This is a genomic window from Paenibacillus sp. NFR01, from assembly GCF_900111565.1.
GTDB lineage: Bacteria > Bacillota > Bacilli > Paenibacillales > Paenibacillaceae > Paenibacillus_AQ.
The window spans coordinates 2,283,182-2,308,733 of record NZ_FOIK01000001.1; the positions used below are offsets into that span (position 1 = coordinate 2,283,182).

Consider the following 25,552-nt stretch of genomic DNA (forward strand, 5'->3'; position numbering starts at 1 on the left):
CGCTGCTTACAGCTTCACCGAAACGCCCCCGTCGAAAAAGTACAGCCAAATCTCGCTGACCGGCTCGCCCAAAATATCGTGCAGCGCTTTGCCGTACAGCTCCAGCTGGAAGCGGTATTTCTCGGCCAGTGCGGCGATGCCGCCTTTATGTTCCAGGACGGTATCCGTTTTATAGTCCAGTAAAACAAGCCGGCCGTTCTCGCGGAACAGGCAGTCGATGACCCCCTGGATCATGACATTGCCGCTGCTTGCCGTACCTAGCTTGAGCGCATCAGGCGCAGCGGGATCGGGGCTGCCGAAGGCTTCTGTTGCCGGCACCATGTAGCTGAACGGCAGCTCCCGCTGTTTCCACGGGGCAGACATTAGCCGCCGGCCCAGCTCGCTCCCGCAGAAGGCATGTATCGCTCCGAGATCCACGGCGTCGGCCTGCTCCTGGCGCAGGATCGCGGCCTGCACGAGACCAGCCACAGTCTGCTCCAGCCGATCAATGCCAAGCTGCCCGTCCAGCGGGAGATGCTGCATGACCGTATGGTATGCGGTCCCGCGCTCCGCGGGGGACAATCCCCGCTTCTCCATGAATTGCGGGCGTCGGAGCTGAAGCGTGAACCCGCCCGGCGCGGAGTTTGCGCCGGCCGCCGCCTTTAGTCCTTCCGGCGCAGCGTGATCCTTCCGGATTACGGTTGCGCCGCCCTCCTCCAGCAAATCAAGCGACGGCTGCTCTTGCATGTTGATCAGCGTCTTCAGCTCCGTGACGGAAGTTTTGGCAGGCGTCTGCGCTTCCGCCAGATGCGGATAATGCCACGCGAGCCGCCGCGCGATCTCCGTTGCCAGCGGCGTGCCAAGCTCCGGCAGCGCCCGGCTGCCGCGCAGCGCCTCAAGCGCGGCCTGGCGTTCGGCGCTGCCGGCATCATCCGCCGGCGCCGCACCGGAGACCAGCTCTCCGGCGTTCGCCACAGCGACGCTCCAGCTGGAGCGGTCGCCGTGCAGCGCCGTCGACACCGGACCTTCCGCACCGGCCAGCTTGCGCAGGATCGCTGCGCCCGGGTGGCGGATCAGCGCCGGCCCGACCCAATCGAGATAGCTGCGGCCCCGGGCCAGCAGATGGCCTTCCAGCAGCAGCTCCTCGCGGCTTTGTACCGTCGCCCATGCGGAGGCAGCACGCGGCAAATCCCTTACCGTGCCGACGAGAATCATTTTATCGCGCGGCCGGGTCAGTCCGACATACAGGACGCGCATTTCTTCCGCCAGCAATTCAAGCCGCGAACGGCGGCTGATCGCCAGGTACGGCAGCGTCGGGTACGTCACGCGGGTATCCCGCTCGACAAAACGCGGACCGAAGCCCAGCTCTTTATGCACCAGAAACGGCGAATGCAGGTCTTGACGGTTAAAGGCCTTCGCCATGCCGGCCAAGAAGACGACGGGAAACTCCAGCCCTTTTGACTTGTGGATCGTCATAATCCGGACGCCGCCCGCCTCCTCGCCCGTTCCGCCGGCCACGCCGAGATCGCCGCCGTTCTCCCGCAGACGGTTTATAAACAGCAGGAACCGGAATAATCCGCGGGAGTTCGTGTCGTTCTCGAACTGGACCGCTCGGTCGTAGAGCGCCATAAGATTGTTCTGGCGCTGCAGTCCGCCCGGCAGTCCGCCGACCCACTCCAGATATCCGCTTTCGTTATAGACCTGCCAGATCAGCTCCGGCAGGCTGCCTTCGCGGGCGGCTTGTCTCCATGCTTCCAGCTTCGCCAGAAAATGCTCCAGCTTCCCGCGAAGCGCCGGCGCCACCGGAGCGGCTGTGTCCGGCGTTGCCCCAGGCTCGCTTTCTTCCGCCGCAACTGCCATCGCCGCTGGTCCGCTTTCTTCCGCTGTTCCCGCAGTTTCCGCTGCGGCACTCCAGCCGAATAAATCGAATCCGTCCGCTCCGGCCTGCAGCCCTTCCAAGCTTGTCTCCGGCCCCGGCTCTTGGGATTCGCTATTCCCCGCCGCAGCGAGCAGCGCGTCGTAATACGTCCCTCCGGCCTGCAGACGGACTGCAGACAACTCTTCCTCGCTTAAGCCGACGACCGGCGACCGGAGCACGCCGGCCAGCGCGATGTCCTGGCGGGGATTGTCGATCGTCTGCAGGATCGCCAGCGCCACCTCGACTTCGGTCGCCTGAAAATACCCTTTGTTCTGCTCGCCGAAGGCCGGAATCCCGGCCAGCCGCAGTTCCTCGATGATCGTCGGCGTCCAGATTCTCGCCGAGCGCAGCAGGATGACGATATCGCCGAACACGACGGGACGCATCATCTTGAGCGACTTATCGTAGATAAGCAGCGGCGGCTGCCCTGTCATGCCTGTCATCTGCGCGATGCGCCGGGCGATGGCCCGCGCTTCAAGCTGCGCCGTTTCCGCTTCGGTCGTTTCGCTCTCCTGCGCAGCGGATTCCCCGTCCTCGCCCGCCTCTTCCGTACGTTCCCCGCCGGAAGCGCCCCGGTCGATCAAGAGCAGCTCTGGAGTGAAATACGTATCCTGCGTGCTTGCTTCCGCACCCGGAAAATTGGCGCCGTACACCAGCTCGGCCCGCGGATCATAACTGATCTCGGCGACGATGCTGTTCATCACCTGCCGGAAAATCATATTGACGGCATTGACGACCTCCGGGCGGCTGCGGAAGTTGCGCGCCAAATCGATCACAAGCCCAGGCGAGCGTTCCTCCGGTTCCTTGCCGCCGCGTTGTCCGAAGCTCAAATATTTATCGAGAAAAAGACCCGGCTCCGCCAGACGGAACCGGTAGATGCTCTGCTTCATGTCGCCGACCATAAACCGGTTGCCCGGAGCTCCGCGCGAAATCAGCCGCACGATCTCCTCCTGCACGCTGTTGGTGTCCTGATATTCATCGAGCAGCACTTCGTCGTACAGCGCCCGGTATTCCAGCGCGGCGTCGGAAGGCTCGGACTGTTCCGGTGTGGAGCCTTCACGCCGTAAAATTTGCAGGCAGTAATGCTCCAGATCGCTGAAATCGACCAGCCCGCGGCTGATTTTTTGCTGGCGGTAACGCTCTCCGAACAAAATGACCGTCTCGGCCAGCTCGCGCATCAGCGGCGCGGCTTCATGCAGCTCGGCCAGATAGGCAGCTGCAGGGCGGCCGAAGAGCGCTTTTTGCAGCTCCAGCAGCTGCTTCTTCACCTGCTCGCGGATGTCCTTGACCGCCTCCTGCAAAGCAGGGTCGGCGGAGTCCTTCTTAACGGGCTTCAGCTTGACGAACGATATCTCCATAAAAATATCGTACAGTTCCGTCCACGGGCGCGTGGCGAGACTGTCAATGAACGCCTCGACCATCTCCAGGTCGGATGCCACACTGTCCGCGTACGGCGCGGGGCCGCCGGGACGCAGTGCGAGCTCCTTCGCCTGGCGAAGCTGCGCGGCGGCGCCGTCCAGCGTCAGAGCTGCGTCCTGCAGCATGCTGCGGACCCAAACGGTGCCGCCCAGCGCCTCCAAATCCGGCACGGCAAACGTAGCCGCCGTATCGCGCAGCCACTGCTCCGGCCAAGGATGGCTGCGGGCAAAGTCATGCAGCCGCTGAATCAGCGCATGCACCGCGTCGTCGCTGCGTTCGCCGCTGAACCAGTCGGCCAGCCGCACGAAGTCGCTGTCCTCCTCATCCTCATCCAGACCGGCATATTTTTCCTCAAGCAGCTCTTCCAATAGCTCCTGGCGCATCATCTCGGCTTCATGTTCGTTCAGGATGCGGAAACCGGGATCGATGGGAATGAGCTGATAGTATCTGCGGATCACTTCCAGGCAAAAGGAGTGCAGCGTCGTAATCGACGCCCGGCCCAGCAGCGCCAGCTGACGGCGCAAATGCTCGTTCTCCCCGTCTTCCTCCAGCTTGGTTTCGAGCGCTTCGCGGATGCGCTGGCGCATCTCCGAAGCCGCCGCTTTCGTAAACGTGGCGACCAGCAGCCGGTCTACGCTGAACCCGCCGGTTTCGCTGCTGATTTTACGGATAATCCGCTCCACCAGCACCGCCGTTTTGCCCGAGCCCGCCGCCGCCGCAACGAGAATATCGTCGCCGCTTTCGGCAATGGCCCGCCACTGGTCGTCGCTCCAGAAGCTGCCCTCCGGCTTCGGTTCTATTTCTCTCTGCATGCTCACGGCTTCTCTCCTCCTTTGCGGGACAGCATATCCCAAATCATGTCTTTGCCCGGCTTGCCCAGGTTGTTGTAGCCGCTGCCCTCGATGTTCTCGTCGAACTGGCAGACCGGACGGAAGGCGCAAAACGTGCAGGCCGTCTCCTGTTGAATCCGGTAAGGGCGGATCGAGACATCCCCTTCCGTGATCCGGGTCCCGATCTCCGTCATCGTCTCCCGCACCGAGCCCAGCAGGTCGTTCCACTGGCCGGGCGTCGCCACCGACGCGCTGCTGTAAAAGCTGCCGTCGCTTTTGAGCGCAACCGGAATGATCGAGGAATGCCCTTTGTCGAGCGTGGCATCCATTAGCGTCACCGTCTCGCGGTCCGCCGCCAGCAGCCCCTTCATCTTGAACCGCTTCAGCAGCTCCTGATCGGCCTGTTCCCGGTTCATCCCGTTGGCGGAGGTGAGCAGCGGATCATGTACATGGAAATAAAGCGTTCCTGCCGGAAGCGCGGCGCGGCCCAGCCACTGCTCGGCATAGGTGAGCAGCACGTCGAGGTACGTCAGCATTTGCAGCGACAGGCCGTAATACACCTCGTGCAGCTTAAGATCCTTCTGGCTGGATTTATAGTCGATGACCCGCAGCAGCACGCCTTGCGCGCCTTCGGCCATATCGACCCGGTCAATCCGCCCGACGACTTCCAGCGTGCAGCCGTTCGGCAGCGCGATGCGCAGCGGCGGCAGATCTTTGCCGGGACCGAAATCCAGCTCCAGTCCGACCGGCTCGAAGCTGCCCCGCCGGGCGTGTTCGCCCAGGATGACGGAAGCACGGCCGACGATGTTCTTCAGCTTGCGCTTGATGTAGCTGTACCGCTTGCTGCTCATCAGGATTTCGCCCTGCAGCAGCGGGGACAGCTGCTCCACCGTCTCTCCGGCTTTGCTGCGGCATTCCTCCGCCGACATGCTGCCCCATCCGCGGCCTTCCTGCTGCAGCGATTTCGCCATTTCGCTCAGGGCGGCGTGGAACAGCTGGCCGATGTCCGGCGCCTGCAGCCGGTACAGCTGCCGCTCCTTGAGCCGCAGGCCGTAGGCGGCGAAATGGGAGAACGCGCAGCCGGCAAACTTCTCCATGCGCGACACGCTGCCGCGCAGCGTCGAGCCGCCGTAGAGGCTCCGGCTGGTGCGGCGTTTCAGCGGGGTTGTCCGGTTGGCGTAGAACAGCGAATTCAGGCGGAGCCGGAGGTCCTCCGTGCGGCCGCTGTCTGCTCCGGCAAACCAGTTGTATACATCCCACCAAAGGCCGGGGATGTCGGCTCCCTGCTTCCACTGACGGAGCTGCAGCAGCAGCATGCGCAGTGTCTGCTCCGGCTGGCCGACGTAATCCAGATGCGGCCGCGGGTCCGCTTCTTCGCTGCCTGCCGGCAGTGCCGAAGGGAAGCCGCCGAGAGCCTGCTCCGTCAGCGCCCCGGGGAACATCCCCTGCACCTGGCGGATGATTTCGGACGGGAGCAGCGCTTTGCCTTCCTCGTCCGCGGCCGCATAGCTGATCCACAGCTTCGCGCTGGCCGTCGTCAGGGCGTTGTAGATCAGAAAACGTTCGTCCAGCAGCTTGCGCGAAATGCCCGGCGCCAGCTCCAGACCGGCATCCTGCAGCGCCAAACGCTCGCCCTCCGACAAAATGCCGTCTTCCTTGAACTGGGCGGGAACGATGCCGTCGTTGAAGCCCAGCAGGAAAGCGTATTTAATCCCCGAAACGCGGGTACGGTCCATACTCCCTACCAGTACCTGATCGAGCGCAGGCGGCACCAGTCCCAGCTTCAGTTCGGCAAGGCCGGTCTCCAGCACACCGGAGAACAGTTCAAATTCCATCGGCTCGCCGCCCATCATCTCCGCGATCTGGTCCAGCAGGTTCAGCGCCGCTTCCCAGATCTGGCTGTGCTCTCGGGCGGCCCCGGTGCGGCCGGACGCCAATGCTTCCGTGCCCAGCCGCTCCACATGCGCCGCAGCCCCGATATCTTCCAGCAGCTCGTACACGGCGGTGCAGAAATCAAGGCCGGTACGGCGGCTCTTCTTCACTTTCCGCTCAAACGCATGCAGCGGCTCCGCGATGCTCCGGCGGCAGCGTTCCATCCGCTCCAGCATCGCCTCATCCGCCGCCTTGCCGCCTTCCAGCGACAGGCTCGGAATGCCTTTCCACGGCCGCCCGTCCGTCCAGCGGTAGCCGTGGATGCCGCAGGCAAGCACGTAATTCTCCAGCTCGTCCATATCCGCCTGCGTCAGGCTGCCGTCCAGCGGCAGCAGCAGGCCGGTCTTCACGCAGCGGAACACATCCTCGTACCGCCAGCGGCGGCGGACGGTATCCATCGCCGCGCGGATAAATTCCGCCAGCGGATGATGCAGCTCGCCCACCTTCTGGTCGAGGAAAAACGGCACGCCGTAGCTGCGGAACGCCGGGGCGACAAGCTGCTCGTAGTCGCCGATGTTCCGCATGAACACGGCCATCTCGCTGTACCTTGCGCCTTCGTCCCGGGCCAGCCGGATCATCTCCCGCAGCGCGCCCTCCAGTTCGGCGCGGCGCGAAGCCGCCGCCTGTATCGTAATCGCTGCGGCCGCTTCCGCCGGCTCGCCGCCCCATTTATAGCGGCGCTGAAAACCGGCTTCGAGATGTCCGAGCGCGGGACTGCCGGCAAAGCGCGGCAGCACCTGCGGGCTAAGCAGCTCGTCCCAGACCTCCAAGCCGAGCTCCTCCGCCATTTCGCGCAGCTTCAGATAGGTGATGGCCGCCGGATGGAACAGGTCCAGTTCATGCGGCGCTTCACCCGATGCATAGGAGCGGTTCAGCGTAAGCGCGAACGTGATGCTTGCCGCCTGTTGCATAAGCCCGCGCAGCACCAAAAATTCCTGCGGCGTAAATCCGTGGAACCCGTCCACCCAGATTTCGGCGCCGCGGAGATATTCGGAACGGCCGATATTTCCGGCCAGTTCGGCCAGCCGGTCTTCCTCGTCAATGTAGAGCTGGGAGATTTCCTGCTCCAGTTCGCCGAACACCAGCTGGAGGTCCTCCAGCTTGACCGCCAGAATGGGACTGCTGGACACTTCGCCGAGCTTCGCCAGCTGCGCTTCCACATCCTTTGCGCCCAGACAGCAGCGCTTCAGTTCCGTGTGCAGCGCGCTCAGCCGCTCCACGAAGCCCGGCCGGTCGCCCGAGTCGCCGAACAGCTTCAACTCTTCTTTGCGGCGGCCGAGAATTTTGTAGATCAGCATCTTTTTGCCTTCCTCGCTGATCGGCAGGCTGCCGCTGCCGCCGGTCTCCTGCTTCACCCGGTAAGCCAGCCGCGAGAAGCTGAGCGTCTGCGCGCGGATGCTGCCTTTGATGTTCCCCGTCGCCAGCAGCCCGCGCTCCGCCCCGAATGAACCCTGCTCCGGCACCAGCACGATGATCGGCTTGCCGAGCGGCTCCGCTTCCAGGCGGGAAGACACGGCCTCCCATATTTTCGTCGTTTTACCGCTGCCCGAGCGGCCCAGCAAAAAGTTGACCGACATGCCAGATGCTCCTTCCGTCAGGTGAAATAAGCAAATTTCCTTCTTTTTCATCCCATATATTCGTCCCAACATTATAGCACAACTCTGGAAACTGGAACATACGTTTGCCATTGTTTGCATATCCTTGCGCTCCGCCAAGGGTTCCGCTTGTTCAAAAAATCTCTGCCAAATGCCTCCGGCACACCTGCAGCATGGCCTCATACGTATCCTGGAACTCCAGTTGCCGGAGAAGATTCAGAACGTTCATCAGTTCCGCCTTACTGTCCTTCTGCTTGAGACAGAGCCGTGTAATTTCTGCTTGAGACAGAGCCGTGTAATTTCGTAATAGACGAGCGTGATGATTTTATCGTAGAGCAGGTTGGTTTTGTCCGCCAAAGGCAGCGCTTTTTGCAGAAAAAACAGGCTTTGTTCATAATTGCGCTCATTCAGGCAGACGCGCGAAATATTCTGCATCAAATGCTGCTGGATCGTCCGGGCCTCGGCAAAATCATGATATTTATCGAATTCCTTCACGGCCCGGAGCCCGAAAAAAACCGCGTCGGCGCTGTCGAGCGTGAACATGAAATTGTTAAGCAGTTTGAACTCATAGAGATGCCAAATATCGACCCCCAGCAGATACGGCTTGATTTGCTCCGCAATTTCGCTCAGCCGCTTGATTTCATCCTCCCGGCGGTGCTGAAGCAGGAACCCCTGGCCCAGCAGATACAAATGGTAAAAAGCTTCGGTGCGCGTCTGCTCATACATAGCCCGGCACTCGTAGCTGAACGCTTGCACCTTGTCGAATTCATAGCGGTTCGCCGCTTCGACCAGGTTCAGATGCAGCGTCCGCTTTACCGGCTGTGCGTAACCATAATGCAGGAACAGCAGCTCGTCCAGGGACATTTCCAGCTTGTCCAGCAGCAGGATCAGCTTGTCGTATCCGGGATAATATTTGCCGCCTTCAAACCGCGAGAGATTGCTGCGGCTCATAATGCCGTCCGCCAGAATCGATTGCTTGATGCCTTTGGATGTACGGATCCGCTTGATCATCGGCCCTAAAATCATCGCTCCACTCCTCCGCTTCACGTGTGAGTATCCGGCACATTTTTCAGAAGCCTTTTCCATTGTATGCTACATTCGGCACAAATCAAACGACAAGACATGGAGGATGAAATGCAATGGGCTTGCAGCAATCACGGAAACTGAACAGCAGGGTATGGAATATTTGGGCCGGCACTTTTTTTACAAGAACCGCACTGTTTATGAGCGTCCCTTATTTAGCCGTCTTCCTGACGGGGCAAAAACAAATCTCCATCTTTCTGGCCGGCTGCGTGCTCAGCGCCAATCCGCTCGTGAACGTCGTCTTCAGCGGCTTCGCCGGAGCGCTGGCGGACCGGCTTCCCCTGCGCAAAATCATCGCTTTTGTCCCCGTGGTTTGGGGAGCGGTGTTCATTCTCTTTTTTTTCGCGGACGGCTTCCCGGCCTATCTGCTGCTGAACGGCCTGAACGGGTTATGCTACTCCATCTTCGAGCCGGCCAGCAAAAAGGCATTGTCCGCCGAAACGCTTCCGGAACACCGGCTGCTTGTGTTCAATCTGCGGTACACCGCGATTAATTTGGGCGCTTTCGCCGGGCCGCTGCTGAGCCTCTTGTTTAACCTGAAGCTGACGCTCTTCCCCTATGTCATCCTCGGCTCGCTTTATATTCTGTACGGCGTCTCGACGCTCTTCTTCTTCCGGCATGAAGGCCGGCGCCAAATGACTGCTTCCGCTCCGCATTCCCGCAGCTTCCGGGATCTGGCGGCCATCCGCAAAGATCAGGTATTTCTGCTTTTGCTGGCCGGCATGAGCTTCTCCTTCTTTGGATACTCGCAGCTGAACGGAACCGTGTCGCAATATTTGGCTGCCGCTCCCGGTTTAGCGGATGGCGCCCGGATGTATTCCTTGATCCTGTCGCTGAACGCAGTCGTTATCCTGGCTGCGCAGTTTGCTGTCCTCCGCTGGATTTCAGGCTGGAATCCGTTTAACGTGGTGCTCGCCGGCAATCTGCTGATCGCCGCAAGCTTTCTGTTCTTCGTCCTGCCGGTATCGCCGGTGATGCCGCTGCTGTTCATTGCGGTGTTCAGCCTGGGTGAGCTGCTGATCGGCGCACGGTTCGATGCTCTGGTGGATGAGCTGTCTCCCGCTGCGCATAAGGGTTTATATTTCGGCTGCTCGGAGTTCGTCAAAATCGGGACCACGCTGGGTCCGATGCTCGGAGCGTGGTTGCTGGGGGTGTTCGGCGCAGCATCGCCTGTTCCGGTGTTCGGCTTCATCGGGAGCATTACGGCTATGGGGGCCGTGCTGATCGGGGCCGCCCGCTTCAGGCATGTGCAGAGACACGCGGGGGATACTGCGGCGGTTGTTTGCAGTAAAAAAGGGGATGGCTCCAAAGTAACTATTACTTAGGCGCATGCCCGGCTGCATTAAGATGCTGCAAGAAATAAAAAAAGCTGCCTCAACCAGCCTTTTCATGGCTATTGAGACAGCTCTATGGCGCTGTATGGAAAAATACCTGTATAGAGGCTTAATAGAAGGTTCTTTTTTCAACGCGGGTCCGGACCTTTCACCTCAAAATAGCGGGAAAATGTCACACTATTTTTCCCGCATACCGGCGGTACATCATTTAGTGGGAAATTGTCCCCCTAATTCGGGCCAAAATCGACAGAATCACGTTTCTGCTCTATTTAGTAGGCATTTTTCCCACTAATCGTGTGAAATAGCGAGTTTCGGCTGAAATAGAGGGAGGAAATCCCACTAATGGGTATACGGTTGGGTGCATAGTCGGCATCGGGCGGAATGACCGAGAGAGATGACCGGCATCATGCAGAATGGCCGACCCGGAACGTTCACGCCGCTACTTTTTGCTGCGCACCTCAAAAATCGCGAATTTCAAATAGTGGCCTTCGTCCACGCCGAGAATTTGCGGATGGTCTTTGCCCGCCGCCTTCCATTCGATCAGGCGCAGCACTTTGCCGGCATCCTTGGCCGCTTCGGCAATCGTGTCGAGGAACAGCTGCGGCTGCATATGGTACGAGCAGCTGGCTGTTACCAGATAACCGCCTTCGTTCACAAGCTTCATGCCGTGCAGGTTAATGTCCTTGTAACCGCGGCAGGCGCCGGCCACCGCGCTTTTCGTTTTGGCAAACGCCGGCGGGTCGAGAATAACTACATCCCAAGTGCGTCCGCCTCCGGCCGTCATCGGCTTCGACGTATCGGCTTTGGCCGCTGCCTTATCCGGCTTGGCTTCCGCGCTTCCGGCGCGTTCCGCCCGCTCTTCCAGCCCTTTTACCTGATTGCGTAAATATGCAAACGCATCATCCACCACAAACTCCACGCGGTCGCTGAAGCCGTTCAGCTCCACGTTCGCTTTGGCGCTTTCGATGGCATGGGCGGATACGTCGAGGCAAGTGACTTTCTTCGCGCCGTATTTGCAGGCATGCAGCGTAAAGCTGCCCGTATGCGAAAAGCACTCCAGTACGGTTGCGCCGTCCCAGTACGGGAACGTGACCGGCTTGCCGCTTTTGTTCACCGGCAGCGTCTCGGGCGCGCCGCCTTCGGTCTCTACGGTCTGCAGCGTAATGCCGCTGCGGCCGCCCCAGCCCTTCATCAGGGGAGCGATCGACGCCCGGTTCTCGCGCTGGTCAAAGAAATAGCCCGTCTTCTGTCCTTCCACGATATCGACGATCAGCTTCAGGCCGTTCTCGCTTACGGTAATGTGGCGCGGGCATTCCCCGTACAGCACGCCGGTGCGCTGCTCCAGCCCTTCCAGCTCGCGCACGGACACGTCGCTGCGCTCATAAATGCCGCGCGGATTCAGCACCGCGACCAGCGCTTCGACGATTTCGGCGCGCCGCTGATCCATGCCGAGCGTCAGAAGCTGCACGACCAGCACGTCGCCGAAGCGGTCGATGATAAGGCCGGGCAAAAAATCGGCTTCGCCGTAGACGAAGCGGTAGGCGTCCGCGCCCGGCAGGAAACGTTCGCGGTGCCGCAGGCAATCCGTGAAACGTTCGGTGAAAAAGGCGGTGTCCATCGCCTCAAGCGGACTTTGCGAGACGATGCGGACGCGGATCTGCGAAGCGGGATTGTAATACCCGGTCGCCAGATAGCGGCCTTGATGATTCAGTACATCCACCAGCGCACCCGGCTGCGGATTGCCGCCCGTCTGCGCTACCTCGCTGGCGTATACCCAAGGATGGCTTTGCTCCAGTCTTTTTTTACGGTTTCGTTCAAGTGTTACCGATGCCAATGACTTCAACTCCTATGTTGTCCATGATTTGCGCACATGTCCTCTGCGCCACATTCATATATTGGTGTACAACCCCCGTTCAAAGGAGCTTGTCCTTATGATCCGTGAACTGCTGTTCCCTGTCGTATATGGCCTCGTCATTTTCCTGGCGGGCATGAAGCTGATGGAGACCGCGCTGTCGCGGCTGGCCGGCCCTATGCTTGGCAAGCTGCTGCACCGGGCAACCTCGACGCCGCTGCGCGGCACATTCGTCAGCGCCGCGCTGTCGGCGCTGCTGCAGAGCAGCACCGCCGTGACCGTGCTGACCATCGGCATGGTTAACGCCGGGCTGCTCACCTATGCCCGGACGCTAGGCATCATTCTCGGCAGCAATATCGGCACCTGCCTGACGACGGAGCTGATCGGCCTGAACATCGCCGGCCTGTCCGGCCCGCTGCTGGCCGCTTCGCTGTGCCTGTGGGCGGCCGCCGTCGTGCTCGGCGAGCTGCCCGCGCCGGCGGGGCCGGCGGCGGAGCGCTTACGCCGCGTCTCCGGCCCGCTGCAGTTCGCGAGCCTGGCCGTCGCCGGCTTCGCGCTGGTCCTGTGGGGCATCGCGGTGATGCAATCCATCGGGCCCGCGCTGGAAGCGAGCGGGCTGTTCCGCTGGTTCGCGGCGCGGGCCGCAACCAGCGCATGGTGGGGCCTCATCGCCGGGGCCTGCCTGACCGCGATGCTGCACAGCAGCGCGGCCGTCATTGGCATGGCGATGGGCCTGGCCGCCTCCGGCGTGATGCCGCCGGAGGTGGGGGTCGCCGTCGTGCTCGGCGCGAACGTCGGCACCTGCGTCACCGCCGTCATCGCCGCGATCGGCGGGTCCGCCGCCGGCAAATTCGTTGCCGGCTCGCATGTCGCGCTGAACGTCGCCGGCGCGCTCCTGTTCCTGCCCTTCACCGGTCCGCTGCAAACGCTCGCGGCCGGAATGGGCGGCGGGCCTGCGGCCCAGCTCGCTCACGCGCAGACGATCTTCAACGTCGTCTGCTCGCTGGGTGCCCTCCCGCTCTGTTACCTGCCGCTCTGGTCCCGGCTTGAGCGGCGCCTGCAGCCCTGACCGCCGCTTTGCCCGGCGGTCCAATCGCTGTTTTATTATACTTCAAACCGCGCCAATGTTCTAATGCGATCTCCCGATTAGGGTCTGCGGGTATCGCAAAAAAGGCGCCCCCGCCATGATGGCCGGGTGCGCCCCTTTTCGAACGGCTGCGTTCTGACGCCCCGCGTCCAGGTCAGCCGTTTTTGAATATGTGTGATAACAGCGGCAAGCCGGATCGGCTGCCTGCTTTATTTTACCGTAACCGAAATCGTTACCGTCTTCGTGCCCAGCTTGCCCTTGATGGAAGCCGTGCCTTTGCCGACAGCGGTGATCATTCCGTTCGCGCTTACTTTGGCTACCGTCGCTTTGGAACTGGTCCAAGTCAGCGCGCCCGTAACATCGGCTGTTTTACCTGTATCGTAAAGCGCCGTTACCGTAACCGACTTGCCTGCTCCGATGCCAAGCGCAAGGCGCGTTTCGCTCGCGGTCAGCTTGGAGAGCTTTGGAACGACGGTCACTTTGACCGAAGCCGTAATGCCTTGGTACGATCCCGTCAGGGTCGCGGTGCCTTCGCCGATGGCCTTTACCGTGGCGCCTTTGACCGTAACGACCGCTTCATTGGAGGAAACCCAGTTCATCGCGGTGGAGAAGGTTGCCGTTTTGCCGTTCGAGAACGTGCCTGTGACTTTGATCGTTTTCGAAGTCTTAAGGTTCATCTCCAGCACTGTCGGGTCTACCGTCAGCTTCACAACCTTCTGTTCGATCGTCACCGGTACGGTGATGGTCTTGTTGGCATAGGTGCCTTTCAGCGAAGCCGAACCCTTGACCAGGCCTTTGATCGTTTTGGTTTTATCGGTGATCTTCAGAACGGCATTCGTTCCACTTAAAGTCCAGGTAATCGTGTCCGTAACATCCAACTCTTCGCCGTTCTCCAGAACGGCATTGACCTGCGGCAGTGCGCTTTCTTCTCCGATGACGAGTCCCAGCGCATCCTCTGGCCCGATCAGCACCAGCACCTTATTCTGCACGGTTACTTTGAGTTCGACCTTTTGTCCGCGGATTGCGGCTGGAGTCGTCGCCTCGCCCGCTTTTACCGTACCGGTTACCGTAACCGTTCCGGCTTTACCGGCGACCAGTTTGCCGTCTTCCACGGTGATGATATTTTCATCCGCCGAAGTCCATTCAATCTCCGAGCTGATATCCAGCTTCGTACCGTCCAGCTTGGTCGCACTTACTTTCGGCGTTGCTGTCGAATCTCCGGTATAGACCTCAAGCTCCGTTTTGTCGAGCGCCGGCTTGGTTACCGTCGGGTACACGGTGACTTTGAAGGTTTTGCTTACACCGAGATATTCGGCTTTGATCGTCGTAGTCCCTACAGCTTTGGCGGTAACAGAAGCCACGCCGGCATCTCCCGTCAAACCGTTTGCCGTTACGGTCGCCGCCAACTGGTTGTCCGAGCTCCAGGTCGCAACGCCGGAAACCGTTTCACTTACATCAGAGCCGCTGCGCACCAGCGCTTTCACATTCAGGCTTTCGCCAATGAACAGCGACTGGTCATCCGCAGGCTCCAGCAGGATCGCCTCATAAGGCGCGCGTACGTATACGTTTACGGTCTTGGAAACGCCCAGGTAGCTGGCTTTGATGACCGTTTTGCCTGTGCCAACGACCGTAATTTTACCGTCTTCCACCGTCGCAACGGATTCGCTCGAGCTGCTCCATTCCACATCATCGGTAATCGGAACTTCGCTGCTTTCGGCGGTAGCCTTAGACGTAGCTGTCAGTTGAACCGAAGAGTCGCCCACGACAAGTTCCAATTCCTTCGCTTCTTTTCCGTCCTTCTGCTTCAGCACCAGGGCCGAATACGGCAGCTTCACCGTCGCTTTGAACGTAGCGGTGAGGCCGCTGTATTTCGCGGTTACGGTTGCCGTACCTTCGCCCACCAGCGTAATCTGGCCGTCATCCACGGTCAGGACCTTGCTGTCGGAGCTGCTCCACGCCGCGTCTTCCGTGACGTCATTTACCGTTGAAGCCGTCTTTCCGCCGGTAGCCTCCGCTTTGACCAGCAGCGTGTCATCGCTGTCGCCAAGCTTATAGCTTCCTTCGTTCTTCGGCGTCAGCTTCAAATCCTTATACGGATAAGTAACGGACACTTCCAGCGTCGCTACTGCATTATTGTAGGTCGCGGTAATGATCGCCGTTCCGGAATCAACCGGAGTCAACAGACCGTTCAGGACCTTCACGACTTCCGTTTTCGAGGAAGACCATACGGCTGCAGCGGTTACGTCCCGTTTCGAGGACGAGCCCTCCAGCGTCGCATACACTTTCAGCTGCTTCGGCGTCTGGCCGACCGTCAGCTCCACTTTAGCCGAACTGTCAAAATCAATGGATACCGTATCGCCTGTAGCGGCGAAGGCCGCTCCCGGGAAAGCAGCAACTACAAGCAATATCATAGTGAGGAGCATCTTCGTCAATTTCCTGTGCACAGTCATTGGTTCTCTCCTTAGGATGCAAATTTGTCTTGCGGCCTATTGCCACACTCTTCCTTTTATATCGACAAAAGCCGAACGGGGTTTTACCCCAAATGCCGGATCCTTGGAAAACAGGACTTTCTAACTACAATAAACGCACATAAAAACGGACCCTTTCCCGCGAAGGAAAAAGGTCCGTCCTCCCTTAATTTGCAATTAGCTTCAGTCCGGTTGAGCCTGTCCCGACCAGCTCGCCGCGGCATTCGTTAACGCCCGCTTCCAGCACCTTCACTTGGCAGAGCTCGCCTTGCAGCGAATCGTCTCCGTCAAAGAAGATTTGCAGGTAATTGTCGCTGAAGCCGTGCTGCGTGAAGCGGCTTGGCGCCCCTTTGACGGAGCGTTCGGCGATCACAGACAACGTCTGTCCGACAAAACGCTGCGCATACGCAAGCTGCATCTCTTCGGAAAGATCGATCAGCTGCTGCACGCGGGCGTTTTTGATCTCCTCGTCTACCTGGTTCGTCATGCGCGCGGCCGGCGTGCCTGTCCGTTTGGAATACGGGAACACATGCATCTCGGAGTAATTGACCGCCTTCATGAATTCATAACCGGCCCGGAACATTTCTTCGGTCTCGCCCGGGAATCCGACGATAACGTCCGTTGTGATTCCGACATCCGGCATCGCTTTGCGGATCAGCTCCATTTTGGCGTAATACTCTTCGGTCGTATATTTGCGGCGCATCGCCTTCAGCACTTCGTTATGGCCCGCCTGGAGCGGAATATGCAGATGGCGGCACATTTTGGAGCTGCGGTTCAGTACCTCCAGCAGACGCTCGTCGATTTGGCTCGCTTCGATCGAACTGATGCGCACGCGCTCCAGTCCGTCCACCTTATCCAGCTCCCAAAGGAGATCGGCCAGGCGGTAGTTATCGAGATCGTCGCCGTAGCCGCCGGTATGGATGCCGGTCAAGACGAATTCCTTGTAGCCCGCTTCCACCAGCTGATGGGCCTGGGCGACGATGGATTTCGGATCGCGGCTGCGCGACAGCCCGCGCGACCACGGAATGATGCAGAACGTGCAGAAATTGTTGCAGCCGTCCTGGATTTTTAGGAAAGCCCGCGTGCGGTCGGCAAAGCCGGGGACGTCCAGCTCTTCGAATTCCCGCGTCTTCATGATATTGCGAACGGCGTTGACCGGCTGGCGGGACTCCTGAATGTTACGGACATGCGTCATGATTTGCTCGCGGTCCTGGTTCCCGATGACCAGATCGACGCCGGGGATATCCAGAATCTCGCCCGGCGAGGTTTGCGCGTAACAGCCGGTTACGGCAACAATGGCCTCCGGGTTGCGGCGCACGGCGCGGCGGATCATCTGCCGGCTCTTTTTGTCGCCGGTATTGGTGACCGTACACGTATTGATCAGATAAACGTCGGCGGGTCCTTCGAAATCGACCTGCTCGTAGCCTTCATTTTTGAACAGCTGCCAGATGGCTTCAGTGTCGTAGAAATTGACTTTACAACCTAAAGTATAAAATGCTACGGATGGCATTTTCTAAGCTTCCCCCATTTCTCCGGATTCGTAAAGGATGCAGGCGCAGGCGACCATGCCTGCGGTCTCGCAGCGCAAAATGCGTCTGCCGAGCCCGACGGATACCGCCCCCGCTGCTTCGGCGGCCGCGCATTCCTCGAGGCTGAAGCCCCCTTCGGGACCCACGACGACCATGACGCGGCCGGCTTTATCCGCGCCGGGCCCGTTCAGCCAAGGCGCCACGGCGCTGCGCAGCTGCAAGCCTTCTTCTTTTTCATAGCAAAAATAAACGGCATCGTATTCCCCGAAGCTCTGCAGCAGCTGCTTCCAGCTTCTCGGCTGCCCGACCTCCGGAACGATGTTCCGGTGCGCCTGCTCGGCCGCTTCCTTGCAGATCTTGCGCCAGCGCTCCAGGCGTTTGCCTTCCTTGCGCTCGTCGTATTGCACGATGGTGCGCTCAGACAAAAACGGTACGAAGGCCACCGCGCCGATCTCGGTGCATTTCTGGATCACCGTCTCCAGCTTGTCGCCTTTCGGCAGGCTTTGCGCTACCGTAATCTGAACCCGCGGTTCATGCGTCATTGCCAGAAGCTCGACAACCGCCGCCGTAACCTCACCCGGTCCGATCTCCGTGATCTCCGCCAGCGCTTCGCGCGAAACGCCGTCGCTTACGATCAGCTTATCCCCGGGTTTGCCGCGCATTACTTTGGCGATATGGCGGGCGTCTTCGCCGCCGATGACCACCGAATCTTCGCCGAACTGCTCCGGCGTTATAAAATATCGCTGCATATCTATCAACATCCCGTCTTCAAAATACCATCTAACATTCTACAACGATTACCGGCGGATGACTACCCGGCCCGGCCGTTACATCCCGAACAAATTCAGGAACAGCTGCACGAAGTTGCTGCTCATCCGCGAAGCCTCATGGCTCAGCGGCGTAATGGTGTACGCACGCAGGCCAGGAATGAACAGGATCAGCAGGAAAATAAACACGGCATACTGCTCTACCTGCTGCAATCGGCCGCGGATGCCGCGCGGAACGACATCCTCGACGATACGGTATCCGTCCAGCGGCGGCAGCGGGATCAGGTTAAACAGGAACAGGAAAAAGTTCATTTGAATAAAGAGGCCGAAAAACCAGTAGATGGCCTGCAGCAGACGGTCGTTCGAGATCGAATCCAGTACGCCGCCCGCCGCCAGCCCGGCGTAAATCGCCGCACCGACGATGCCGAGCAGCAGGTTGCTGATCGGGCCTGCGGCGGAGACAACGATGCCCATCAGCCGGGGCCGGCTGAAATTGTCGCGGTTCACCGGAACCGGACGCGCCCAGCCGAAGCCCCCGACCAGCAGCAGGATAATGCCGAACAGATCGAAATGAACCGCCGGATTCAGCGTCATCCGCCCGAGCAGGCGGGCCGTCGGATCGCCGAATTTGTTGGCAAAATAGGCATGGCTGAATTCATGCACCGTAAAAGCGATCAGCAGGGTGAGCAGGTAAAAAGGCAGCTGCTCCATAGGAATGATGATGAGTTTATTCAAAAAATCCATGAGTTACCTCTTTCCGGCAGTAATCGCCACCCAATCTTCTTCGCGGGAAATTTCCATAATCTCGAATCCGGAGGCCCGCAGCGCGGATGCCACCAGTTCTTCCTTGTCCTTGTAAATGCCCGACGTGATGTAGATGCCGCCGGACTGCAGCGCCCGGAACACATCGTCCGTAAACAGCACGAGAATTTCCGCCAAAATGTTCGCTACCACAAGCTTCACCGGCAGCGTGACGCCAAGCGCGGAGGCGTCGTTACCTTCGCCGTCTTCTGCGGATTCATCCGCGCCAGCGCCAGCAAAACCCGCCCGGGCCGCCGGCCACATCTCGCCCGCTGCCGTGTCCTGCGCCCCTTCGCCGCCGAGCAGCGAGAGCAGATCGCTTTCCTTGACGATGACCGATCCTTCCATCCGGTTCAGCGCCACATTTTCACGCGCGCTCTCCACCGCTACCGGATCCAGATCCAGCGCAAGCACCGATTTGGCGCCGAGCAGCACCGCACCGACGGCCAGGATGCCGGAACCGGTACCGACGTCGATGACTTCCTCGCCGCCGGCGATCTGCTTCTCCAGCGCGCGCAAGCACAGCGCTGTCGTCGGATGGGTACCCGTGCCGAAGGCCATGCCGGGATCGATTTCGATGATTTTCTCTTCGGAGCTTGCCGGAGTATATTCTTCCCAGGTCGGCTTGATCGTCAAGCGCTGCGATACCCGCAGCGGTTTGAAATATTGCTTCCAGGCATGGGCCCATTCGTCTTCGTCAACCGTTTTCCACGAAATCAGCGCTTTGCCGGGATCAATGCCGAACGTACGCAGCTCCTCGACGCGCGGCGCAAGCTCCTGCACTACTTCATCCATCGGCATCGCTTCCGCAAAATACCCTTTAATCACAGCTTCGCCTTCCGGGATATCATTGAGCGGTTCATCGTATAATTCGCCGTACCGCGTATCGCGCTGTTTGTTCAGCGAGCCGGACTCCTCAATCGAAACGCCGCCCGCCCCGGCTTCATACAACAGGTTCGAGATCATCTCCTGCGCTTCTTCCGTCGTATGTACCGTTACTTCATGCCATAACATTGCTAATAAAAACCTCCTGAAAATTTCGTTCATTTCACATTGTAAGGTGAGCTTTCAAAAGTATACCATTTCTTCCCCCTGCTGCGCCAAATTTGCCGGGTTTTGAACATATCATCACGTACGGCATAAACATCAACAGTGCATCCCTCGCAGTAAGCCCAAAAGTAAAGCAGAGGAAGTATAGGAGAGCGGCGATAAAAAAGTCATGTGGATATTGGTGCAAGAAAGATCATCGCGGGGATTTGGCGAGAGGAGAAAAATAAAGAAATTCGGACGGTTATGGCTGCGTATATGCTTCCATTGCATTTTATGCAATCGTTTTTGGCAGCAACGCTAGTTTCAGGCCATTTTACGGGATTCCATTGTATAAATTTCAGCAAAACGTTATTACGGCTGAAAATCACCAATCCATTGCACAAAAATACAACGGGCGCCGACAACAGACGATCGTGGCTGCCTGAACAGGGATGGAAGGAGCAGCTTATCATCACGATGCCTTTTATCGGAACCCGTTGCATTAACCTTTGTTCATATCGGTGGTTTGTCGCTTGTTCAGCTTTTCCTTATTTCTCCTCTACCTTTAATAAAGGAATAATATTGCTGTAATCAAAGGAATAGATGAATTTGGAAGTTTCTATTTTATGATTCTTCAAATTAAAATTACTTTCCTTATTAAACTTAATATCCACATTGGACATGATCTGATCATAAAGCAATAAAAAATCCGCATTTAATCCGTGAGTATTGGATTTAAAAATAATATTATCCACTTTTTCGCTTGTAATTTCATGGAGAAAACAATTTTGAATCATTCGGCAAAAATCCCTCTTTTCATTTAGAGAAATTAAATTATCATTATCTCCGTGAAAAGAGTGTATAACGCAACGGTTGGCATAATTTTTATATAAAAAAGGTAGATTTATTATCTGATAATCCTTAATCACCCATTTGGCGTAATAATTAAATACAAGCGGATCTCCATCGATATATAGATACCTGTTGGATCTTATATACGAGGGGAGCAACCATGCAGAGTTATCAATAATTAAAGAGAACAAATCTGGCGCATACATATTACACAAATAAGCTAAGTACGCGCCGTGCGAATGTCCGTAGGCAATAATTTTATTGGCATTGAATTTCAAATTATTATCTTTAATAATTTCGGCAACAATCATAACTGCGGTTATATTATCAAGCGCCTGCATTAATCCCATATCGTTGAAATTCGATAAAGATTCTTTTACAATTTCCGCTTGCATAAATTCCCAACCAAAATAATCGCATTGAATGGTTACTAGATTATATTTATCTGCAAAAATGGAGCGCATTTTTTTATAAACATTTGAATTGGCGTTTGCTCCAAAACCAGGAATAATTAATAGAATCCCTGTCTCTTCGTTAACACCTTCCTCTGGTTCAGAAATATAAACTTTCATTTCTCTATACGACATTTTATTGTATATGTTTGGATGTGCATTTATAAGAAATTCATAATTTTTTGACATAATAGCCCTCCATATTAAGCATTAACCGACAGTCATATTCATCAACAAAGGATAGCATAGAAAAGTTCACCGAGTCATCCGGGGAAATATAAAGGAGGACTGCCTCAAAAATCATTGTTCCCGCGCGTACGCCTTTGAACAAACACAAAAGTACGTTCGTCGGACCGCTCGTGTGCAAAAGCGAAGTCCAGTCCCGTAAAGCCCTTAATATCTTCCAAGTTTGTGATTTGCCGCTCGGCCAGATAACGCACCATCTCCCCGCGCGCCATTTTGGCCATGGTCGCTTTTTCAACAATCTTGCCGCTCGTTTCCTGCCCGAAGACGCAGGTCACCATCCGGACGTTTCCGTTCAAATAAGGGGCAATGCATTTGCTGTATTCTTTGGAAGCCAGGTTCAGAACGCAGTCGGTTTCCGCAAAAAGCAGTTCCGCCAATCTGCGGTTCCAGAACGCATATAACGAACCAAAGCCGGGACCGGCCAGCTTGGCCTGCATCTCCAGCCGGTACGGGACTACGCCGTCAAAGGGCCGCAGCACGCCGTAAAAACCGGACAAAATCCGCAAATGCTGCTGAAGGTATTCCAGCCCCTTCATTTCCAGCACGCCCGGTGCCATGTATTGGTATTGAATGCCTTCGTAGGAGAAAATGGCCGGCGTCAGATTGCGGTTCAGATCCATCTCCCGAATCCGCTCAGCGTTCAGGGTCGCGATCGCATCATTGCATTTCCAGAGGGTTTTCAGCTCCTCGTAATTCAGCTTTCTCAGTAAAGACAACAGACGCTCCGAATCGGTCAGGAAATGCGGTGTCCCGCACTCCATGATAAAGTCTGTGTCGGTCTTCATTTTTTTGGCAGGCGAAATAATGATCCTCATGATACTCCCTTTTCCCGCTTACGTTTTAAAATAGACATCATATATAAGCATTCTACCATACTATCATATTTCGCTTTTTGGAACCCGTTAACTTAAACGATTAAGTTTTTCGTTGACAGCCATTTTGTACCGGTGTTAGTCTGGTAAAAAAAGGAGCATTCGAGAGTGTAAAAATCAGGAGGCGCTGTTGTGCGAAAAACGACGTTAAAAGATATAGCGGCCCGGGCGAACGTCTCCGTGGCTACCGTCAGCTACGTACTAAATAGGGTCGCTGGACAAAGTATCCCGCCCAAAACGCAGGAGCTGATCCGGCAAATCGCGGAGGAACTGCATTATGTGCCTAATCTGGCCGCCCGTTCGCTGGGAAGCCGCCGCACCGGGCTGGTCGGATTATTGATCCACAGTACCCCCGGCGATCCGTTTTGGAGGCAGCAGGCCCAGTCCGCGTTCATCCGCAGCCTGGAGCGCCGGCTGACCGCGGCAGGCTATCATGTACTGCTCCTCAGCATCGGACACGGGCCGGCGCTGCTCGACATTATTGCGCTGCGCAGGCTCGATGCGGTCCTTGTGGTCGACATGCCCGAAGATGCGTTTTACCCGGTCTCCCGCCGGTTCGTGGAAGGCGTTCCGCTCATAGTCGTGGACGGCTTGATCGACGATCCCCTGTTCCACCAGGTCGTATACGATTACCGGTCGGCGCTTGCCGGCGTGATGCAAGATGAAGCCTGCAGGAACGGTCAAAACGTCTGCCTGATCGCCGACAGCTATCACAACACCGCGCTGAACCGGCTCGTTGCGGACAGCTCGGGGCTTCCATCCTCGAACATTTACACGATCGCGGATGAACGGCAGCTTGATGCAGTAATTACAGAGATTCGTGAAGCACACTGGGATGCCGTTGTGGTGATCAACGAGTTTTTGGCATGCCCGGTTGCCGCAAGCGACGCCGCGTCTTCGCTGCTGGTTATACCAACCGGCGATTGCCCGGCGATTCTGGGGAAGGCTGCAAAGACCTACGCTTTCCGGGAGGACAAAAGCGAAACGGCATTCAAGCTGCTTGAAACGCTGCTGCACCATCCCGAACAGATCAGTGCCGATAATCTGCATTTTGTCCGCTGATTGCCATGTACGTCCGGCTAACATGCTCAAAAACCTTGCAGCAAATAGGATCCCTGATTTCCGTAAAATCCAGAGCGAACAACGGGCAGGTTAGCCGAACGGGTGGAAGCTATATTTTTTTGTAACTCTACTTAAACGATTAAGTTAAAGGAGCGAATGCCAATGTCCGGGTTAGCGCCAGAACCCAAAAGCCAAATCAGGAACCATATTTCTAGTCACGGAATCCAGCCGGAAGCAACAGCCACGAAAACGAAAAACCCGCCTCACGCCGCCGCAAGTGAAACAACTGCTGTTTCCGATGAATATTCACCTGGCAGCTTCCCAGCAGGAGATGCCCAGAAACTGCCGCAGACCCTCCGGCGCAACCGCCGTTTCTTGCTCCTGCTTGGCTCTTTCTCCATCGTCACCTTCGGCAATACGTTTTACAGCATCGCGCTAAACCTGTGGATCCTGCAAACGACAGGAAGCGCGAAAATGATGGCCTGCTTTACAGTCGCCAGCCTCCTGCTCAGCTTCGCGCTCGGCTCGGTCGCCGGGACGACCGCCGACCGGCGGAACCGGCGGTCCGTCATGCTGACCGCCGACCTGTCCAGCAGCGCCTTCGTACTGGCTGCCGCCTTCATCCTGGCGCTGCCGCAGGGCGCTCCGTTCGCCGCCATCCTGGCGCTTCACGGGCTCATTACCGTCTCCGGGCTCTTTCAGTCGCCCGCCTACCAGGCCTCCGTCACCACCGTCGTCGGCAAGGATAAGATTCAGCAAGCCGTAGGCCTGCTGAATCTGTCGGAGAACCTCTGCCGCACCGCCGGATTTTCGGCGGGCGGCATCTTCGTCGCCGCTTTCGGAGCAGCCGGTGCCGTCCTGATCGACGGCATAGCCTTCCTGCTGTCGGCGCTGCTCGTCTTTTTCACCCGGTCGTTGCCCACGCTGACACAAAGCCATGGAGATAGCGTTCCGCCCGCCCCCCGGTACGTATCCGCAGAGGAACCGCCGGTCAAGCACAGCTTCCTACGCGATCTGGCGGACGGCGTGCAGTACGCATGGAAGCATCCTTTTTCCCGGGCCGTGATGGTGCTGCTTCCCCTGCTTACGCTGTTCTTCATGCCGTCGATGATGCTAACCCAAGTGATGGCCGTTACGGTGTGGCGGGCCTCGCCCTTCCAGTTCGGTTTGATGGAAGCTTCGATTCCGCTAGGCTATATGGCCGGCTCGGCGATAATCGTCGTCTTCGGACCTTCGCTCCGCAGGCGCGGCCGGCTTGCTATGGGCAGCATGCTCGCGCTGGGCCCGCTTTACCTGACGCTGTCGCGCTGTTCCTCTGCGGTCGCGGCGATTTCGGTGATTCTTTTGATCGGTTTCGTCTTTGCGTTCAGTACCATGCTGGTACAAATTATTTTACGGCAGGAGGTTCCGGGCGAGCTGCAGGGCCGGGTATTCGGCGTACTCGGCTCGGTGATGGGGATTGCGCCATCCGTCGGCCTAACCGCCATTTCGATCTTGTCCGACCGGCTCACTCCCGCTCCGGTAATGGCCGGCCTCGGTATTCTGCTGCTGGTTTTTGCCGTATGCGCCGCCGCAGCTTTTCCGGCGGTCCGCAATTACAGGTAGCCGGTTGATTATATTCAACATCGTGAACTTCCGCGCTCAAATCGCTCCGCCGCCCTACCCGAATTTCGGCAAAACTTCCTTCAATGTGCTGATCGTCGCCGTCTCGCTATTCCTGATCTTTATTTTGGCGAGGCGGATGAAAGAATAAAAAACGGCCTGCCTCCGCATTCCGGGAGACGAGCCGTTTGCCTGTGCATCTATTGCTTTTTGATTATCTCCTGCAGCTGCCGTTTGTCGGCCTCCTGCGCGCGGTCCAGCGCTTCCAGATCGTCCCGGTCCGCTTCTTCGGCGGCAAATTCGACATCCTCTGCTTTGGCGCCGTACAGCAGCTTCTGTTTTTCCATCTTGCTGAGAATTTGCGAGTTCTCTCGATCCTGGGCCATCATTATCCGCTCCTTCTGTTCGTCTTTCCGGCTCGCCTACAGAACGCCGCCGGCTTCTTCAATAATGGAAAGCGCCTGTTGATATGCAGCAGCAGGTACAGAAACGGTCATCACCGCACTCAGGTCGGTCCAGTTACCTTCGCGGGCTTCCTCAGAAGCCGGCTGCTCTGGATCAGCCAGATTGCCGGTGACCGCATCGGCTCCGGCCTGCATCCCGCTCATCAAGGACCGGTTGAGCCGGTCGATGGACATCTCCGTGACGCGCAGCGACTGCAGCTTGCGGGATACCCCTTCGGCATTTTCAGGTGCCTTGAAATAGGCAAGTATGCTTTTGTCGGACATGGGTTCTCCTCATTTCTCACTCGGTTGCCAGGTGCAGATGCACTTCTTCTAGTCTGCTTTGCCGATGCCCGAAATATGCGGATAAGCACGCAAAAAAGCCGCGCCTTCCACCGAA

At 57.7% G+C, this 25,552-nt stretch carries 18 protein-coding genes; 5 read left to right on the forward strand and 13 right to left on the reverse strand.

What is annotated here, in order from left to right; all coding sequences use genetic code 11:
• Positions 1-6: 6 nt before the first annotated feature.
• The 3 genes from BMW84_RS10575 to BMW84_RS10585 form a co-directional block, all read right to left on the reverse strand.
• Positions 7-4,128, reverse strand: coding sequence for a UvrD-helicase domain-containing protein (locus BMW84_RS10575; RefSeq protein WP_091068274.1), 4,122 nt, complete (start codon positions 4,126-4,128; stop codon positions 7-9).
• A 2-nt stretch (positions 4,129-4,130) separates the two neighbouring features.
• On the reverse strand, positions 4,131-7,655 hold the full coding sequence (gene addB / locus BMW84_RS10580) for a helicase-exonuclease AddAB subunit AddB (RefSeq protein WP_091067514.1): 3,525 nt from the start codon (positions 7,653-7,655) through the stop codon (positions 4,131-4,133).
• A 246-nt stretch (positions 7,656-7,901) separates the two neighbouring features.
• On the reverse strand, positions 7,902-8,699 hold the full coding sequence (locus BMW84_RS10585; RefSeq protein WP_175498732.1) for a helix-turn-helix domain-containing protein: 798 nt from the start codon (positions 8,697-8,699) through the stop codon (positions 7,902-7,904).
• Between the two features lie 113 nt (positions 8,700-8,812).
• Between BMW84_RS10585 and BMW84_RS10590 the strand changes: the two genes are divergently transcribed.
• Positions 8,813-10,081 carry an MFS transporter gene (locus BMW84_RS10590; RefSeq protein ID WP_091067519.1) on the forward strand — a complete coding sequence of 423 codons (1,269 nt, stop codon included), beginning with the start codon at positions 8,813-8,815 and terminating at the stop codon, positions 10,079-10,081.
• 448 nt (positions 10,082-10,529) lie between these two features.
• On the opposite strand, the gene BMW84_RS10595 is transcribed toward BMW84_RS10590, so the two are convergent.
• Entirely contained in the window at positions 10,530-11,924 is a 1,395-nt protein-coding gene (locus BMW84_RS10595; RefSeq protein ID WP_091067521.1) for a class I SAM-dependent rRNA methyltransferase, read from the reverse strand.
• Positions 11,925-12,021: 97 nt separating this feature from the next.
• Between BMW84_RS10595 and BMW84_RS10600 the strand changes: the two genes are divergently transcribed.
• The gene (locus BMW84_RS10600; protein ID WP_091067524.1) at positions 12,022-13,011 is read left to right on the forward strand and encodes a Na/Pi cotransporter family protein; all 990 of its coding nucleotides are present in this window, start codon (positions 12,022-12,024) and stop codon (positions 13,009-13,011) included.
• Between the two features lie 227 nt (positions 13,012-13,238).
• Here the strand turns inward: BMW84_RS10600 and BMW84_RS10605 are convergent, their stop codons facing one another.
• The 7 genes from BMW84_RS10605 to yaaA form a co-directional block, all read right to left on the reverse strand.
• The gene (locus tag BMW84_RS10605) at positions 13,239-15,440 is read right to left on the reverse strand and encodes an Ig-like domain-containing protein (protein WP_254772917.1); all 2,202 of its coding nucleotides are present in this window, start codon (positions 15,438-15,440) and stop codon (positions 13,239-13,241) included.
• Positions 15,441-15,663: 223 nt separating this feature from the next.
• Positions 15,664-17,007: a tRNA (N(6)-L-threonylcarbamoyladenosine(37)-C(2))-methylthiotransferase MtaB gene (mtaB, locus tag BMW84_RS10610; protein ID WP_091067528.1), complete on the reverse strand. Its 1,344-nt coding sequence runs from the start codon at positions 17,005-17,007 to the stop codon at positions 15,664-15,666.
• A 3-nt stretch (positions 17,008-17,010) separates the two neighbouring features.
• Entirely contained in the window at positions 17,011-17,775 is a 765-nt protein-coding gene (locus BMW84_RS10615; RefSeq protein ID WP_091067531.1) for an RsmE family RNA methyltransferase, read from the reverse strand.
• A gap of 78 nt (positions 17,776-17,853) precedes the next feature.
• A complete protein-coding gene (locus tag BMW84_RS10620; protein WP_091067534.1) occupies positions 17,854-18,537 on the reverse strand; it encodes a site-2 protease family protein in 684 nt (227 codons plus the stop codon).
• Positions 18,538-18,540: 3 nt separating this feature from the next.
• A complete protein-coding gene (gene prmA, locus BMW84_RS10625) occupies positions 18,541-19,608 on the reverse strand; it encodes a 50S ribosomal protein L11 methyltransferase (RefSeq protein WP_091067537.1) in 1,068 nt (355 codons plus the stop codon).
• 563 nt (positions 19,609-20,171) lie between these two features.
• On the reverse strand, positions 20,172-21,116 hold the full coding sequence (locus BMW84_RS10630; protein ID WP_091067539.1) for a DUF2920 family protein: 945 nt from the start codon (positions 21,114-21,116) through the stop codon (positions 20,172-20,174).
• A 104-nt stretch (positions 21,117-21,220) separates the two neighbouring features.
• On the reverse strand, positions 21,221-21,988 hold the full coding sequence (gene yaaA, locus BMW84_RS10635; RefSeq protein WP_091067541.1) for a peroxide stress protein YaaA: 768 nt from the start codon (positions 21,986-21,988) through the stop codon (positions 21,221-21,223).
• A 189-nt stretch (positions 21,989-22,177) separates the two neighbouring features.
• Between yaaA and BMW84_RS10640 the strand changes: the two genes are divergently transcribed.
• The 3 genes from BMW84_RS10640 (at position 22,178) to BMW84_RS24780 (ending at position 24,860) form a co-directional block, all read left to right on the forward strand.
• Positions 22,178-23,107 carry a LacI family DNA-binding transcriptional regulator gene (locus BMW84_RS10640; RefSeq protein ID WP_091067543.1) on the forward strand — a complete coding sequence of 310 codons (930 nt, stop codon included), beginning with the start codon at positions 22,178-22,180 and terminating at the stop codon, positions 23,105-23,107.
• 162 nt (positions 23,108-23,269) lie between these two features.
• Positions 23,270-24,712, forward strand: a complete 1,443-nt coding sequence (locus tag BMW84_RS10645; RefSeq protein ID WP_091067546.1) for an MFS transporter — start codon at positions 23,270-23,272, stop codon at positions 24,710-24,712.
• A 4-nt stretch (positions 24,713-24,716) separates the two neighbouring features.
• Positions 24,717-24,860, forward strand: coding sequence for a hypothetical protein (locus tag BMW84_RS24780; RefSeq protein WP_175498733.1), 144 nt, complete (start codon positions 24,717-24,719; stop codon positions 24,858-24,860).
• 49 nt (positions 24,861-24,909) lie between these two features.
• Here the strand turns inward: BMW84_RS24780 and BMW84_RS10650 are convergent, their stop codons facing one another.
• Positions 24,910-25,095 (reverse strand): YfhD family protein, encoded by a 186-nt coding sequence (locus BMW84_RS10650; protein WP_091068277.1) that lies wholly within the window; start codon positions 25,093-25,095, stop codon positions 24,910-24,912.
• 36 nt (positions 25,096-25,131) lie between these two features.
• The gene (locus BMW84_RS10655) at positions 25,132-25,437 is read right to left on the reverse strand and encodes a hypothetical protein (RefSeq protein ID WP_091067549.1); all 306 of its coding nucleotides are present in this window, start codon (positions 25,435-25,437) and stop codon (positions 25,132-25,134) included.
• Positions 25,438-25,552: the final 115 nt, after the last annotated feature.

Bases quoted from the DNA above. Each gene is read 5' to 3' on its own strand.
- BMW84_RS10605 (WP_254772917.1), bottom strand. From the start codon at position 15,440: ATGATATTGCTTGTAGTTGCTGCTTTCCCGGGAGCGGCCTTCGCCGCT.
- BMW84_RS10645 (WP_091067546.1), top strand. From the start codon at position 23,270: ATGTCCGGGTTAGCGCCAGAACCCAAAAGCCAAATCAGGAACCATATT.
- BMW84_RS10575 (WP_091068274.1), bottom strand. From the start codon at position 4,128: ATGCAGAGAGAAATAGAACCGAAGCCGGAGGGCAGCTTCTGGAGCGAC.
- BMW84_RS10590 (WP_091067519.1), top strand. From the start codon at position 8,813: ATGGGCTTGCAGCAATCACGGAAACTGAACAGCAGGGTATGGAATATT.
- BMW84_RS10600 (WP_091067524.1), top strand. From the start codon at position 12,022: ATGATCCGTGAACTGCTGTTCCCTGTCGTATATGGCCTCGTCATTTTC.
- BMW84_RS10630 (WP_091067539.1), bottom strand. From the start codon at position 21,116: ATGTCAAAAAATTATGAATTTCTTATAAATGCACATCCAAACATATAC.
- BMW84_RS10650 (WP_091068277.1), bottom strand. From the start codon at position 25,095: ATGGCCCAGGATCGAGAGAACTCGCAAATTCTCAGCAAGATGGAAAAA.
- BMW84_RS10585 (WP_175498732.1), bottom strand. From the start codon at position 8,699: ATGATTTTAGGGCCGATGATCAAGCGGATCCGTACATCCAAAGGCATC.
- BMW84_RS10620 (WP_091067534.1), bottom strand. From the start codon at position 18,537: ATGGATTTTTTGAATAAACTCATCATCATTCCTATGGAGCAGCTGCCT.
- prmA (WP_091067537.1), bottom strand. From the start codon at position 19,608: ATGTTATGGCATGAAGTAACGGTACATACGACGGAAGAAGCGCAGGAG.
- BMW84_RS10655 (WP_091067549.1), bottom strand. From the start codon at position 25,437: ATGTCCGACAAAAGCATACTTGCCTATTTCAAGGCACCTGAAAATGCC.
- yaaA (WP_091067541.1), bottom strand. From the start codon at position 21,988: ATGAGGATCATTATTTCGCCTGCCAAAAAAATGAAGACCGACACAGAC.
- addB (WP_091067514.1), bottom strand. From the start codon at position 7,655: ATGTCGGTCAACTTTTTGCTGGGCCGCTCGGGCAGCGGTAAAACGACG.
- mtaB (WP_091067528.1), bottom strand. From the start codon at position 17,007: ATGCCATCCGTAGCATTTTATACTTTAGGTTGTAAAGTCAATTTCTAC.
- BMW84_RS10615 (WP_091067531.1), bottom strand. From the start codon at position 17,775: ATGCAGCGATATTTTATAACGCCGGAGCAGTTCGGCGAAGATTCGGTG.